Raw genomic sequence first — 15,374 nt, forward strand, 5'->3', positions numbered from 1 at the left:
TGAAATGAATGTCAGAAGAACAAGGTATCATTCAAGTAATGAATTTGAGGAAGAGTTATTGCGGAATTAAAGCTGTAAGGGAAATATCCTTTTCCGTAAAAAAAGGCGAGTTATTTGCCTTTCTTGGGACTAATGGAGCGGGTAAGTCAACAACAATTGATATTCTTTGTACACTGCTCAAAAAAGATACAGGAGATATCATAATTGATGGTTATAAACTTGGTGAGGGAGTAGGAAATGATCATATTCGAAAGAGAATCGGTGTGGTCTTCCAAGAGAGTGTATTAGACGAAAGGTTAACCGTTTACGAAAATATTTTTAATCGGGGACAATATTATAATCTAAGCAAAACTCAAATTCAGGATAACTATAATTTTGTTTCAGAATATTTAAAGTTAGAGGATATTAATAACAAAAAATATGGTGCTTTATCTGGTGGGCAAAGAAGGAGAGCAGACATCGCGCGGGCTATTATACATAAACCTACTATTTTATTTTTAGATGAACCAACAACAGGGCTGGATCCCCAAACAAGACTGTTTGTTTGGGATGCGATTAAGAGATTACAAGAAGAAACGAATATGACTATTTTTTTAACGACTCATTATATGGAAGAAGCGGCTGTTGCTAACCAAGTTGTGGTCATTAAAGAAGGACGGTTGGTTGCAGAAGGGACACCTAATCAATTAAAAGAAAAATATGCTTTTGATAGCGTACATTTAGAGTTTAAGCATACATTTGACCCTGAGCCATGGTTAAAAGAAAAACAACTATCTTACGTATTGAAAAACTCAATTTATACCGTACGCGTCGCGTCTACTTTAGAAGCATATGACATCTTAAAAAAACTAGAAGGTCAAATACAGTCTTTTGAGGTTGTAAAAGGAAGTATGGATGATGTCTTTATTAATATTATTGAAGAAAAAGGGAGCGTCGTATGATGAAATCTCTATTCCATTTGGTTAGCAGGAATAATAAAATATACCGCCGTGATCGAACGTTAGTACTTCTATCACTATTATCAGTGTTTATCGTAATTTTATTGTATGCTGTGTTTTTACAACAAACCCAAGTTGATGCCATTCAAGAAATGATTGGCAAATCAAAGGCAGTTAAAAATATGGTGAACGAGTGGATGGTTGCGGGGTTATTATCGATAACTGCTGTTACCACAACACTAGGTGCGTTTGGAATTATGGTTCAAGATAAGGAAAGCAAAAAAACGCATGATTTCTTAACGACTCCATTATCGAGAGCTACGATACAGTTAAGTTATGTTATTAATGCATTTGTCATTGGTCTCTTTTTCTCCTTGCTTGCTTTTGTTGGTTGTGAATTATTTCTTGTTTTATCAGGTAGCGAAATCTTGAGTGGTATGGTGATTTTAAAAGTTATAGGCATTATTATTCTTTCGGTTGCATTATCGAGCTCAATAAACTTGTTCTTAGTTCTTTTCATTAAAACACAAAGTGCTGCCTCAACACTAAATACAATTGTTGGGACTGCTATCGGTTTTTTATGTGGAGTCTATGTTCCTATTGGTAGCGTTCCAAATTTTGTTCAAAATATTATTATGTATTTTCCCACCAGCCACACTGCAGTCCTCTTGAGAGATGCATTCATGACAGATTCAATTCAAACTGTATTCAAAAATGCAACGCCGGAACAAATACTGGAATATAAAAAACAGTTTGGCATAGTGTATGAAATGAATGACAAGCTTGTTAGTACAACAAATCATTTATGGATCATTATTATTACGACAATCGTATTTACCGTAGTATCTATCATGATATTCAAAAAGCAAAACAAATAGCTATAATTTAATTGCATATTTACTTATTTTATCTATTTTTCTAATAAAAATCTAAAATAGAGAATCCACTTTGATTAATTATTTTCAAAATGGATTCTTTTTTTACATAATATACAAGTTGATGGATGTTTTATATAATTACATTACATAAGTTAGGGCGGGTGGTGATGATCAATGGAACCTAAATGGCTTGAATGGGCAAAACAACTTCAATCCATTGCACAGGCGGGATTAACTTTTTCAAAAGATGTCTACGACTTGGAAAGATTTGAACTAATACGAACCATCAGCGTAGAAATGTTGTCACATCAAACAGGAATGGATAAGGAAAAAATAAAGGATCTATTTGCAAATGAACCCGGCTATGCCACTCCGAAAGTAGATGTTAGGGCAGTCGTTTTTCAAGATAATAAACTATTAATGGTTAGAGAAAATACTGATGGTGACTGGGCGTTACCAGGTGGTTGGGCTGACATTGGATTAACGCCAAGTGAAGTCGCAGTGAAAGAAGTAAAAGAAGAATCCGGGTTTGATGTAAAAGTAGTTAAGTTGCTGGGTGTACTAGATAAGAAATGCTATCCACACCCTCCTTCTCTTTATCATGTTTATAAAATATTTATTCAATGTGAAATAACTGGAGGGCAACCAATGGAAGGCATTGAAACAAATGCCGTAGCGTTTTTCTCTGAAAATGAATTACCAACCTTATCAACAGCTCGGAATACAAAATCGCAAATTGAATGGGTGTTTAAAAGTCTAAATAATCTACAAGAACCCGTTTATTTAGATTAATTTATTTAAGTAATAGTGATTTATAAATTTGATTTTTAATTTAGCACCTTAAGAATTAGAACGTTTTCTGTTTGCAACTCTATATTATGGGCATTTTTTCAGGAGGGGGTTTTAGTTTGATCATTCGTGAAGTACAGGTTGAAGATGCAGAGAGATTTTTAATTTTATTAAAAGAGATTGATGATTCAAATCGTATGCTATTTAATCCTGGAGAGCGTAAAACAACTGTTGAACAGCAACAAAAAGTATTAGAACGATTTGTAAATGATGAACGCTCAGTCTTTTTAGTTGCTGAAAAAGCTGGGGAATTCCTTGGCTATTTAGGCTTAGTTTCAGATGATTTTGAGCGGAGAAAACACATCGGACGGATTGTCATCGGCGTAGCAGAAAAATCACGCGGTCAAGGTATTGGAACAAAACTATTTGAATCTATATTCAAATGGGTAGAAGGAAAATCATTTAAGCGAATTGAATTAACAGTGATTAAAGATAACGAGTCGGCTTACCATCTATATCAGAAGATGGGATTTGAGCTCGAAGGCGAAAAGGTTGCAGCGCTATTGATTGATGGTGAGTTTGTGAATGAGATGTATATGTATAAATTATTATGACTTATTAGCGTAAGGGAGTAGAATGTCAATGCAGCAATTATCTGTTGGGAATATGAATATGGAATTTGCAAAAGAAATATTAGGTTGGAGATATGCTGCCCCATATGATTTTTATAACAACGAATTAGATACAGAAGCATTAAATGAAATACTAGATAACCCATATTACTCCGTAGTCAATAATAGTGGAGAATTGGTAGGCTTTTTTTGTATTGGACAATCCGCACAAGTACCAAGTGGTTCACAGTTTGGTACCTATTCAGAAGAAATGATTGATATCGGCATAGGGATGAAACCAGGATTAACAGGTAAAGGGTATGGTTCTACCTTCTTTTCATTTGTACTTAATCATATTCAAGGTGAAAACTGCATACCTATCCGCCTAACTGTTGCTAAATTTAATCATAGGGCTATTCATCTGTATGAAAAATTTGGTTTTGTTAGGTTTATGGAGTTTTGTAATAATTCAATTGAATTTATTGTAATGATTAAGAAAGATCTTTAACGGTTTTTCAACTAATAGTGGTGAGGGTCGAAAAAGAAATTAGTAATGATCAACTTTATTTCAGCTCTATACAGGAATGAGTATTTCAGATTTGTGAGGGGTTACCGGGTATAGCTCATGATTACCAAGTAGATTGGCAAGCTGATCGTTACATGTAGGTGGGAAGATGTTTGCGATGTTAGGAGGAGATTCTGAAAGAAAGCCTATTATAATTTTAAAATGTGAACCTAATCGTGCTGTTGAGTTACGTGAGACTTATGAGGGCATTATCCCAGGGTATTATATGAATAAAACACATTGGAATTCATTATATTTGGAATCAGATTTACCTCTTGAGTTATTTGAGAATCTAATTTTACATTCATATAATTTAGTTTTTGAAAAATTAACTAAGAAGGCCCAAAAAGAAATTCATTAGAGAAAGGATAATTTCCTTATAAGTATTTAATAAACACACCAAAATGGCGAGTAAACTAGAATAGTATGTCTACAGTTTGAAGTGACTTCTCATTGAGAAAAGTCACTTTTTATTTGTAAAAAAATTTTTATTTACTTTTCTAAAACTTGGGAGTAATATTACATCAGTTTCAAATTTCTAAATCGCTGAAGTGAAATACACGGGGGAACCATTTTGTGGATTGCAATGTAATCCTAGGGGTGAATTCTTTGAAGAAGGAAGGGCTACTCAAGGCCCGAATCCGACAGCTAACCTCGTAAGCGTTATATGAGAAGGAAGGTGGAGCTTGTTAGACAGAAATCCTAATGTCTACAGGTCTATTTGTTGATGACCTGTGGGCTTTTTTTATTCACTAAAAGTAGAAAATCCTCTAGATTGGGTGAGAAATATGAAAGCGTCATTGAAAAGATTGTTGATTGGTAAACCTTTAAAATCAACTGAATTGGGTGAACAAAGGTTAAATAAAACGAAAGCATTGGCGATTCTTTCTTCGGATGCTTTATCATCTGTTGCGTATGGTCCTGAGCAGATATTGATCGTTTTAGTGACAGTTGGAGCAACTGCTTTATGGTATTCAATACCCATTGCATTTGGTGTTATCATTCTTTTAACAGCACTTATTCTATCATACCGTCAAATTATTTATGCTTATCCTCAAGGGGGAGGAGCTTATGTTGTATCGAGAGAAAATCTCGGAGTTAATCCAGGTCTTGTTGCTGGAGGTTCATTACTAGTTGATTATATATTGACGGTAGCTGTTAGCGTATCTGCTGGAACGGATGCTATAACATCAGCGCTTCCAAGCCTTCATGATTATAATGTAGAGATTGCCATTGTATTCGTTATTTTATTAACGATTTTAAATTTAAGAGGCGTGACGGAATCAGCATCTGTTTTAGCATATCCCGTGTACTTATTTGTGTTAGCTTTATTTATCTTAATTGGTGTAGGAATCTTTAATGTAGTGACAGGTAATGTATCACCGAGCTTGCATACATCAATTGGTACGCCTGTCGCAGGACTTAGCTTGTTTATATTTTTAAAGGCTTTTGCTTCAGGTAGTTCTGCTTTAACAGGTGTCGAAGCAATTTCAAATGCCATTCCAAATTTTAAAGAACCTGCACCAGTAAATGCAGCGAAAACTTTAATGGCTATGGGTGGATTATTGGCTGTTTTATTTTCAGGGATTGTTTTCCTGTCTTATTATTACGGCATTGTACCAAGCGCGACATCAACTGTTGTTTCCCAAATCGCTGAAGCGAGCTTTGGGCGCAATATAATTTATTATTTCATTCAAGGGACAACAGCATTAATATTGGTGCTAGCTGCTAATACAGGATATTCTGCATTCCCATTACTAGCTGTGAATCTATCAAAAGATAAATTTATTCCGAGAATGTTTCAAGTTAGAGGAGATCGTTTAGGGTATTCTAATGGAATAATTTTATTGAGTTTGGCAGCAATTCTATTAATCATCGTTTTTAATGGCACTACAGAGAATTTAATTCCGCTCTATGCTGTTGGGGTGTTTATTCCTTTCACCTTGTCTCAAACAGGAATGATTGTAAAGTGGATAAGAGAAAAACCTCAAGGCTGGGTACCAAAATTAATCATCAATTCAGTTGGTGCGATAATTTCATTTGTTGTAACGATTGTGTTTTTTGTGACAAAGCTTTCAGAAGTCTGGCCAGTCTTTGTATTCTTACCAATCATTATCTTTGCTTTCCATCGTATTAAAAAACATTATGATTCAGTTGGGCCACAGCTCAGATTAGTAGCAGATGAACAAATTCCACCGATTGAGGGGAATGTTATTATTGTTCCTGTCGCAGGTCTTACGAAGGTTGTAAGAAATTCATTAAATTATGCTAAATCATTATCAGCTGATCAAATCATTGCGGTTTATATTGCATTTGAAAGAGAGGATACGAAAAAGTTTGAGGAGCAGTGGAAGAAGTGGCAGCCTGATGTGAAGTTGGTGACATTGTACTCGCCTTATCGCAGTATTGTGCAACCACTAACAAAATTCATAGACAAAGCTGAAAGACTTGCTAGCAAGTCGAACTATCAAGTTTCTGTTGTGATTCCACAATTTTTGCCTAAGAAAGGTTGGCATAATATTCTTCACAACCAATCGAGTCTATTAATACACACGTCTTTACTATATCGAAGAAATGTAGTTCTAATCACAGTTCCATTCCATTTGCAAAAATAAAGGAGGATGTTATAAAGTTTTACCGAATATATAATACACTTAGTATATATGTAATAAAGCCCTGTATTTAATTACAGGGCTTTAATTTTTCTTACAAATATACTTTGATTAAAGACACGAATAAAGGAGATTCTATGATCATTTTAATTAATGGCGCATTTGGTGTTGGAAAAACAAGTGTTTCTGAAAAATTGCATACGAATTTAGAAGAGAGTATTATTTTTGACCCGGAAGAAGTAGGGTTTATGCTTAGAAATATTTTGCCTAACAATATTAAGAAAATAGAGGCACCTAGTGGAGATTTTCAAGATTTTATATTGTGGAGAAAGTTAGTTGTGGAAACAGCGAAAGGTCTTCATAATCAATATGGGAAGACATTGATTGTTCCTATGACTATTAGAAACTTTGAATATTTTACTGAGATTATGGAAGGCTTACATATAGTAGATAAGGAAGTGTATCATTTTTGTTTAACAGCCACCAAAGCGACGATTCATAACCGACTGTTAGAGCGGGGGGAAGTTGAAGGGAATTGGTGTTTTCAGCAAACAGATAAATGTTTAGCAGCATACGAAAACAATGACTTCTCACATTATATTAATACTGAAGATAAGAATTTAACTGACATAATTAAAGAAATTGTTGAGAAGTTAAATTAGCCTTTATATATGAATATGAATTAATAAGGGGCAGATTTTGTGGGAATTCAAGGTATAAACCATCTATTATTTTCTGTTTCGAATTTAGAAAAGTCCATTGAATTTTATCAAAACGTATTTGATGCAAAGTTATTAATAAAGGGTCGTTCCACAGCATATTTTGATGTCTGTGGTATATGGCTAGCATTAAATGCAGAAGAAGATATTCCGCGCAATGAAATACATAAATCATATACTCATATTGCCTTTTCAATAAAGGAATCAGATTTTGATACCATGTATGAAAAACTGGATAATTTAAATGTAAATATATTATCAGGGCGACAAAGGAATCAACGAGATAAGAAATCTATCTATTTTACCGATTTAGATGGCCATAAGTTCGAATTTCATACAGGTACTTTACAAGACAGAATGAATTATTATAGGCAAGATAAAGAGCATATGGAGTTTTATTAATGACAACTAATGTTTACTTTATAAGACATGCGCATTCAGTATATACACCAGATGAATTATCACGACCATTATCCGAAAAAGGGCTGAGGGAAGCTAAGAGCATTTTAGAAAAGCTTAAATTAGAAAAAATTGATACATTCATATCTAGCCCCTATAGAAGAGCAGTCCAAACAATTGAGCCTCTAGCAAAATATCATAGTGTTGAAATTATGCTAGATGAGGCTTTTCAAGAGCGTAAATTGGCTCAAGGGGAAGTAAAAGATTTTACTGCAGTAATAGCAAAAGTTTGGCAAAAACCAGATTTTGCATTTGATGGAGGAGAATCGAATCAAGATGCTCAGGCCAGAGGTATAAAAGGTTTAATGAATGTTTTACATACCTATCAAGATAATAATATTATGATTGGTACACATGGGAATTTGATGGTACTAATTATGAATTATTTTGATCCAAAATATGATTTTGAATTTTGGAAGGAGCTCCAAATGCCGGATATCTATAAGTTGTCTTTTGAAGGTAAGAAGTTAATGGAGATAGAACATATTCATTAGAGCGTTCTTCAATTAATTTGTATTTCATAATTCATATTTTGAGAGGGAGATTAGTAGATGAGGATAATTGATACGACTGAATATTTTTTAGAAAATTATAAGCCCACGAGTAGATTTTTAAAAAGCTACTACGATAAGTATCCTGAAATATTTCAAGAGTATTTTTTGTATCACTGCAAAAATACAGAAGAACGCCATTTGCTATCGATAAGTAAATATGAACATCATTTCGAGCACATTAGATTAGTTAGAAAAAGAATTGTTTCTATTATTGAGAGAATAGAATTAAGCTATAAAGAAAAATATGACGTAGAGTATCCGATAGATGTAAACCTACTAATTGGTGGTTATGGTTCGAATGCTTATACATATAGAGAAATTATTCCTAACATTAGTTTCGCGCTAGAGAAATTATCTCCAGAAATTAATCATTTGGAATATATCGTGGCACACGAGTTTGGCCATGCAACTCATAATATTATCTCAGATAGGAATAAAATCGATTGGAACAAAATAGATTGGATCAGTCCTCTCACCTGGCTAAACCAAGAAGGCGCTGCTACGCATTTATCTCGCCAAGCCGTTACAAACCTATTTCCTCATCAGTATTTTTCTTACGATGAGGATGGAGAAGAGTGGTTATTATTTGCTCAGGCGAATTATGCCGACATTAAAAGGGCATTTCTTGAAGATTATCAACAACTAAACTCCAACGAATTGTTTTACGAGTGGTTTTCTATTAATGGTGGGAAGAAATTCAAACACACGCGTCTGGGGTACTTTTTAGCAGATGATTTCTTTCAAAAGCAGGTAGCCTCTTTAGGAGAAATAGGAGCAATTATTGCTTGGGGTCGAGATGATTTTACACAAATGGTTGAGAAATGGTTACATGAATTATAGGGTTGTAATAACAGGAATATCATTTATGTACATAACAAGTTTCACATAAGTCACTTATCAATAATTGAATGATAGGTGGCTTTTTAATTTCTAATGCAGCTGTTTCATTGTTCATGGCATAATGTACACAGTGACAAATGAAGGTAGTTTATGGAGGATGTTATGGATTTAAAGAAGATTTTAATAGATTGGGTATCGATGTCCATATTAGAACGTAAAGCTTTGATTGCTAAGCAAGGTGATGAGTTGCTTTCAAATATGCTACAGGAAATTGGTGCTGTAGATGCTGAACTACGTGATCAGTTGATTTATAGAACATTTATGGAGATGCTTGGAGACCGGTTATTAACACATGAGCAAATGCATTTTTTGTTTAGAGAGTGTGTATCGGAGAAATATTTGTTTTTCCAGGTAGGTGATGAGCAGAGTGATACAGTGTTAACGCGTTCATTTACAGCGCTATTATTAACAGGTATTTTAACAACGGATGCAGAATTAGGGTTCTTACCTAATGAGGAGTTAGCTACATATTTAGAGAAAAGCGGTTACTATTTACAAAGAGAACGCGATATTCGAGGGTTTATAGATGGCAAGGGATGGGCACACAGTATTGCACATGGTGCTGATTTAGCTGCTGCAACAGTTCGTCATCCAGCCTTTGAACTACGTATGGCACCACCAATACTACAAGCAATAAAAGAATGCCTTTGGAAAAATGCTGTTTATGTAGATGATGAAGAAGAGCGTTTAATCGTAGTGATTGAAGCAATGATGGAAAAAGGTGTTCCAGAAGAGGTGCTTATTGAATGGGCAGAGCAGGTCTTTGATAAGTTAGATCATCATCTATATAGCAGAGGATATGATCAGTCGTATTTTAAAGCGAGGACTTGCACACTCCATTTTATGAAAACATTATATTTTGCATTGAAAATTAAAAAGATTATGCCGAAATTAGAAGGAGTTGTATATATGAATATTGCTAAACATTTTAAATTGGGTTAAGTAAAAAAGGTCATTTTTAATGTATGGTGAAGCTGCTAAAATCGAATCAGAAGATCAACAACAGTTTATATTTATATTTTTAACAGAAAGTGAATTAATAGTTAAGTAATATTTACCCTTTAGATTTCTAAATCTAAAGGGTATTTTTTATTTAAGTAGAATAGTAATTATAAGATTTACAAAGTAGAGGAAGTGTAAAATTATAAAATGTATTTACTACTTTCAAGAGCAGGAACATATTTAATTGCCTAAAATGTTCTGCAGAAATCAAATCGTTATTTGTCTTATATATTATGGTGTTAAGGCGTTAGTCATGCACTTTTTGAAGGACGGGGGATGAATGAGCGCATTAAAAAGAAGGGCAGCATTAATAGGCTGTATATTAATACTTTGTGCTTGTAGTATTGAAGAAAAAGCTATTGATAAACTGAGTGAACAGCAAGTTATGTTTACGGAAAAGAATACGATGGAATATCCTAAGTTAACAGTAAGGGAGAAAACTATATTAGAAAGAACTACGGGACTATATCTCATTTATGAATATCAAATAGACAAATCCTACAATCACTTAAAGTTATGGGTTGAGGCATATGAAAAGGGGAAATTAGCCGAGTCCGAAGTTTTACTACTTAACTCTGAAGTCGAAGGCAGTGGTACCATCATTCTGAATACAATTAAAAAAGTAGATACCATTACGGACAATATATTAAATTTGAGTGTGACTTCTGGAAATGGGAGTAACTCAAGTAGTATAAGAACCCGGCTACCAAATATGGTATCTGATCAAACTTTCACCGTATGGAAAAGTACAATTGCGGATCAGAAAAATATTGAGTCAGAAATGATATTAGGTTATATGATTTATGGACATTCTAATGAAACAGAGCCTTACAATTATGAGAAACTTAGCGAGAATCCTGAAAAAATAATCAAAGAGCTATCTGGTTATAAAGAAGTTTATGTCGTAAAAAGCAAATTTATAAAAAAGTAAAAATAAAGTCAATAGTAAAGGCGACACAGTATTAAACTGTGTCGCGCAAGACTGTAGACAAACTCGAAAAAATGAGTTTTCTACAGTCTATTTATTTTTATACATTTTCCGAAGCTTACCCGCGAGCGCCGAGGCGCTTCGACGCTACGCCCCTGCAGAGTCTCGTATGTTTCGCTTTTTGCAGGAGTCGTGCGGACGCTTCTCCAAATCTTAGAAGTGTAAAAATTGGCACTCGTAGTGTACTACTCTCAATAATAAGAAACAAGGAGGCAGTTGGAATGAACCCAATCAACTGCCTTTTGTCATCAATCTGAGGCCACTCAGTACTGAACTGTGTAGCTCTTTTTATGTTGTTCTTAATGCCAACTGTCCATTCTTCATTTCATAGATTTTATCGCAATAAGATAAAATACTTTCATCGTGTGTCACCATCACAGCTGCTTTACTTTTTTCCTTTACCTCTTTTGCAATGAGTGCAACGATTTCGTTACTACGCTCAGAATCAAGGCTAGCAGTTGGTTCATCAGCAAGGATAATATCGGGATTGTTCATAAATGAGCGTGCAATCGCGACACGTTGTTTTTCACCACCAGATAGATGCTGTACAAAGTGATTTGCGCGATGAGCAAGACCCACTGATTCTAATAATTCATCTGCTCTTTGTTGTGCTTCCTTATTCCAAGAGCCTGCAAGTTCAGCTACTAATTTAAGTTGATCTTTTACCTTTAAATAAGGAACTAGATTAGAAGCTTGGAATATATAGCCGATTGAACGTAAGCGTACTTCTGCTTTTTGTGTGTCGTTATAGTGTGCTATATTTTCACCGTTAACGATCATTTCTCCGCCATCTGGGCTCAGAAGTGCGCCCGCAATAGATAGTACTGTACTTTTACCTGAACCTGATGGACCGAGTATAGCAATAAGCTCACCTTTAATTGCTTGGAAATTGAGGTCGTGTAAAATCTCAATTTCCTGTTCACCGTCTTGAAATACTTTACGAATATTTTTTAGTTCTAACGGAATTTTAGCCATTATTCTGCCCTCCCCATAGCTTGTAACGGATCAGCTTTTACAATGCTAGCACTTGATAGTAGCGCACCGAAAATTGACACGATAAATAATACACCAGAGAATAAAAGGATTAAGCCGAAGTCAAAGACAAATGGAATACCCTTTGGCATAATAACTTGCAAGATTGCAGCAAAACTGATTGCTGCACCAATGCTTACAATTGATAAAATAATTACTTGGATAATTGTAGAGCCAATGAGAAAACTATTTTTTGCACCAACTGCTTTTAAAACACCAAATTGGTTAACTTTTTGAATCGTAATAATATAGAAGAAAGCTGTTAAAACGAATACTGCTATTATGATTAGAAATGCTAGCATCATGAATAATGAGCTTTGTTCAGCATCATAACCAGGTATACCTTTAATAACATTGCCTTTTTCTACCCAAACTCCACCTTTTATAGTAGATGAAACATCTTCTTGTAAATCTTTATTAGCATTCTTTATAACAATCGTGTTATAAGATATTTTTTGTTTTGTTGCGAAAATGTTTTCCCAGCTTTCTTTGTTTATAAAAGCTACGGATGTATGACTGAATGTTTGTTTTTCAGTAAAACCAACTACTGTATAAGTAATATCTGAGTTTTCTTCGTATAATTTATCGCCGATTTCAATTCCTTGTTTTTTTAATGAGTCATCGGCAACAATCGTTGGTTCTTTAGATGTTTTAATAATTGAGCCTTCAGTCACTTTGGGCATAAGGAAGCTATTTGGGTCAATCCCCATCATGCTTACGTCAACTTTTTTATCTGAGTTTACTTCCTTTAAAGAAAGCATTTGTAAACCAACTGTTTGCAGATTTTTATTGTCTTTTATTTTCGATAATACTTTTTCATCAAAGCGAGAGCGATCGAGGCGATTGTCTGCATCTTTGTCTAAATAAAATGCATGTGCATTCATATTCTGAATAGAAGATGCGTTATCTGATGATAGACCGTTTGCCAATCCGCTAATGATAAACACCAACGCTGCAACGAAAAACATGATAAAACCAATCAATAAATATCTAAGTTTGAAAAACCGAATTTCTTTTAATGAAAGAGAAAACATATCTACTTCATCCTCCTGTTCTTAGTTACATCAATAATGTACATCTTGGATATGAACGGAAGATGAATAATAAATTACAAAAAAAGTCAGTTATTATTTATGGAAAAGTTCACAAGATAATAACTGACAATATTATTGAATGGGTAGTGTCACAGAAAAAATCGTACCTTTATTTTCTTCACTTATAACATCTATTTTCCCATTATGCAATTTAATGATAGATGAAACGATGGATAAACCAAGTCCAGAGCCTTCAACGGAATGGGTTCTTGAGGAATCTACGCGGTAGAACCGATCGAATATCCTATCAATTTCTTTCTCAGATAAACCTATCCCTTTATCTTGGAAAGTGACAATAATGGATGAATCATTTTTTGCTATTGCTATATCAATGCTACCATTTTCTTTATTGTACTTTATCGCATTAGTTAAAAGGTTGTCCCATACGGTGTTAAGTAGTAAGGGGTCACCTACTATTTCGAAATCTGGTAGAGAATAACTGAGCATAATTCCCTTTTCTCCAATAGCCCATTGATATTGGCGGACAAGTTCTTTAATTTGCTCTGCTACATTAAATGATTTTTTCTTCATAATATCTTCATTCTGATCTAAAGATGAGAGGAGTAGTAGTTGCTTGGTTAGAGTAGAGAGTCTTTCAATTTCTCCATTTATAACTGCAATATATTTTTCTTTATCTTCAGATGGCAGTTCATCTTTTCCTAATAAGTTTGTATATCCTTTAATATTCGAAAGTGGAGACTGGATATCATGGGAAATATTTGAGATGAATTCTTTTCGAATATCATCGAATTGTTCTAACTTATTTGCCATATGAGAGAAGCTATTTGCTAGCTTACCTAATTCATCACTTCGATTAATATCTAGCTCGACATTAAATTTCCCCTCGGCCAACGAGTTCGTCGCTTTTGTTAATTTAGTAATAGGTTTTACTAAATATTTTGTACTGATGAGTACCATTAAAATACTTAGTATTATTGTTAAAGCAAATAGCCAACCAAATAAAATATGCATCTCATTGAAGAGTAATTTTATGTCTGGTCTAAGGAAGAGTGCATATTGTTTGTTATCATGTGTTAATGGTACTCCAATCGTATTTTTCAATTCATTTGCAAAAAAACCAGTAACAAATGTTTCTTGTGGGAAATGAAGAAGTCCGTGGTAAATCTCATTGTTTAATACTTGATCTATTGTAGAATTTGGCAGTTCCTTTACACGAAAATCTGCTCCAAAATAAGTACCTTTTCGAGATGTATCAACCAAGTACAGTTGATAACCAATGAATGACAGGTTTTCGAGATAGTCCTTCAAGTCAGTGGTCGGATGTTTTTCTGCAAATTCAGCAATGTCTAAAGCGATTTGTGTATTCTTAGCATCGTTAAATGGTTTTAGCTTCTGTTGATAATATGTATTGGATATAAAGAATGATAGTACGCCACTTAGTAGCATAATACCAATCGTCAACATAATGAATTTAAAGTAGAGGGATCTCATATACTTTTGTCCTCCAATAAGTAACCGATTCCGCGTACAGTCTTAATATGAATGGCATCTGTTAAATCTGAAAAGCGCTCACGTAGCCGTTTAATATGAACATCGACCGTACGATCATCACCTGCAAAGTCTAATCCCCAAACTTGTTCAATTAAATGCTCCCTAGAAAATACTTGTTTAGGATGAGACATCAAAAAGTACATCAATTCAAATTCCTTCAATGGTAAAAATATTGTGCGATTGCCAATTTGCACCTCATAATTTGATTTATTTATTGAGAGGTCACCGAGTCGAACGATAGAATCATCGACTTGTTTATCGTAACGGCGTAATAATGCTTTAATACGAAATAGTAATTCTTGCGGTTCAAATGGCTTTACAAGATAATCATCCGTACCGGAATCATAACCTTTTTCCTTATCGGTAATTTGGTTTTTCGCAGTTAGTAAGATGACAGGGATATCATACTGCTGACGTATTTCTTTTGTTAAAGAATAGCCATCCATATAGGGCATCATCACATCGATAACTGCTAAATCACAGAGCACACCTTTAAGAATGCGCAATGCTTCCATACCATCATTTGCTTTATATACATGGTATCCAGTATCTTGTAAATGCACCTCTACCAAATTTAGAATATTTACATCATCATCCACAATTAAAATATTGGTCATTTATTTTGCCCCTCCAATTTATAACAATCCCTTTGAATAATAATCATATAGTACTTCAGTAGATAATTGAAATCAAAAGAATAATTCATCTATCTTTGTTGACA

16 protein-coding genes, 1 pseudogene and 1 riboswitch are annotated in these 15,374 nt (G+C 34.2%); of the genes and pseudogenes, 13 read left to right on the forward strand and 4 right to left on the reverse strand.

The genetic code is table 11. The features are described from left to right. The first annotated feature begins 8 nt into the window (after positions 1 to 8). The 13 genes and pseudogenes from ACQKMD_RS08210 (at position 9) to ACQKMD_RS08270 (ending at position 10,958) form a co-directional block, all read left to right on the forward strand. Positions 9 to 941, forward strand: coding sequence for an ATP-binding cassette domain-containing protein (locus ACQKMD_RS08210; protein WP_427751037.1), 933 nt, complete (start codon positions 9 to 11; stop codon positions 939 to 941). Then, positions 941 to 1,816 (forward strand): ABC transporter permease, encoded by an 876-nt coding sequence (locus ACQKMD_RS08215; RefSeq protein WP_427751132.1) that lies wholly within the window; start codon positions 941 to 943, stop codon positions 1,814 to 1,816. Before ACQKMD_RS08210 ends, ACQKMD_RS08215 begins: the two co-directional genes overlap by 1 nt. Positions 1,817 to 1,990: 174 nt before the next feature. Further along, positions 1,991 to 2,608, forward strand: a complete 618-nt coding sequence (locus ACQKMD_RS08220) for an NUDIX hydrolase (RefSeq protein ID WP_427751039.1) — start codon at positions 1,991 to 1,993, stop codon at positions 2,606 to 2,608. Between the two features lie 116 nt (positions 2,609 to 2,724). Beyond that, positions 2,725 to 3,219, forward strand: a complete 495-nt coding sequence (locus ACQKMD_RS08225; RefSeq protein WP_427751041.1) for an N-acetyltransferase family protein — start codon at positions 2,725 to 2,727, stop codon at positions 3,217 to 3,219. Between the two features lie 28 nt (positions 3,220 to 3,247). Beyond that, positions 3,248 to 3,724 (forward strand): GNAT family N-acetyltransferase, encoded by a 477-nt coding sequence (locus tag ACQKMD_RS08230; protein WP_427751043.1) that lies wholly within the window; start codon positions 3,248 to 3,250, stop codon positions 3,722 to 3,724. An 89-nt stretch (positions 3,725 to 3,813) separates the two neighbouring features. Then, positions 3,814 to 4,142 (forward strand): annotated as a pseudogene (locus ACQKMD_RS08235) (MmcQ/YjbR family DNA-binding protein). Between the two features lie 173 nt (positions 4,143 to 4,315). Further along, a riboswitch (cyclic di-AMP (ydaO/yuaA leader) is annotated at positions 4,316 to 4,460 on the forward strand. A 109-nt stretch (positions 4,461 to 4,569) separates the two neighbouring features. Then, entirely contained in the window at positions 4,570 to 6,396 is a 1,827-nt protein-coding gene (locus tag ACQKMD_RS08240; RefSeq protein ID WP_427751045.1) for an APC family permease, read from the forward strand. Between the two features lie 104 nt (positions 6,397 to 6,500). Then, complete coding sequence (locus ACQKMD_RS08245; protein ID WP_427751047.1) at positions 6,501 to 7,055, forward strand: P-loop NTPase fold protein; 555 nt, start codon at positions 6,501 to 6,503, stop codon at positions 7,053 to 7,055. A 39-nt stretch (positions 7,056 to 7,094) separates the two neighbouring features. Further along, positions 7,095 to 7,514, forward strand: a complete 420-nt coding sequence (fosM, locus tag ACQKMD_RS08250) for a FosM family fosfomycin resistance protein (protein WP_427751048.1) — start codon at positions 7,095 to 7,097, stop codon at positions 7,512 to 7,514. Further along, a complete protein-coding gene (locus ACQKMD_RS08255; RefSeq protein ID WP_427751050.1) occupies positions 7,514 to 8,065 on the forward strand; it encodes a histidine phosphatase family protein in 552 nt (183 codons plus the stop codon). The genes fosM and ACQKMD_RS08255 overlap by 1 nt, the downstream gene beginning before the upstream one ends. 57 nt (positions 8,066 to 8,122) lie before the next feature. Further along, a complete protein-coding gene (locus tag ACQKMD_RS08260; RefSeq protein ID WP_427751051.1) occupies positions 8,123 to 8,965 on the forward strand; it encodes a hypothetical protein in 843 nt (280 codons plus the stop codon). Between the two features lie 162 nt (positions 8,966 to 9,127). Further along, positions 9,128 to 9,967: a DUF2785 domain-containing protein gene (locus tag ACQKMD_RS08265; protein ID WP_427751053.1), complete on the forward strand. Its 840-nt coding sequence runs from the start codon at positions 9,128 to 9,130 to the stop codon at positions 9,965 to 9,967. Between the two features lie 340 nt (positions 9,968 to 10,307). Then, complete coding sequence (locus tag ACQKMD_RS08270; protein ID WP_427751055.1) at positions 10,308 to 10,958, forward strand: hypothetical protein; 651 nt, start codon at positions 10,308 to 10,310, stop codon at positions 10,956 to 10,958. Between the two features lie 345 nt (positions 10,959 to 11,303). Here the strand turns inward: ACQKMD_RS08270 and ACQKMD_RS08275 are convergent, their stop codons facing one another. The 4 genes from ACQKMD_RS08275 to ACQKMD_RS08290 all read right to left on the reverse strand — a co-directional run bounded on the left by ACQKMD_RS08275 (position 11,304) and on the right by ACQKMD_RS08290 (position 15,270). After that, positions 11,304 to 11,990 carry an ABC transporter ATP-binding protein gene (locus tag ACQKMD_RS08275; RefSeq protein WP_427751057.1) on the reverse strand — a complete coding sequence of 229 codons (687 nt, stop codon included), beginning with the start codon at positions 11,988 to 11,990 and terminating at the stop codon, positions 11,304 to 11,306. Beyond that, the gene (locus ACQKMD_RS08280; protein ID WP_427751059.1) at positions 11,990 to 13,081 is read right to left on the reverse strand and encodes an ABC transporter permease; all 1,092 of its coding nucleotides are present in this window, start codon (positions 13,079 to 13,081) and stop codon (positions 11,990 to 11,992) included. The genes ACQKMD_RS08275 and ACQKMD_RS08280 overlap by 1 nt, the downstream gene beginning before the upstream one ends. A gap of 132 nt (positions 13,082 to 13,213) precedes the next feature. Continuing rightward, the gene (locus ACQKMD_RS08285; protein ID WP_427751061.1) at positions 13,214 to 14,593 is read right to left on the reverse strand and encodes a sensor histidine kinase; all 1,380 of its coding nucleotides are present in this window, start codon (positions 14,591 to 14,593) and stop codon (positions 13,214 to 13,216) included. Beyond that, a complete protein-coding gene (locus tag ACQKMD_RS08290; RefSeq protein WP_427751063.1) occupies positions 14,590 to 15,270 on the reverse strand; it encodes a response regulator transcription factor in 681 nt (226 codons plus the stop codon). The genes ACQKMD_RS08285 and ACQKMD_RS08290 overlap by 4 nt, the downstream gene beginning before the upstream one ends. Positions 15,271 to 15,374 lie beyond the last annotated feature (104 nt).

Origin of the sequence: Viridibacillus sp. NPDC096237 (genome assembly GCF_050278625.1) — a bacterium.
GTDB lineage: Bacteria > Bacillota > Bacilli > Bacillales_A > Planococcaceae > Viridibacillus.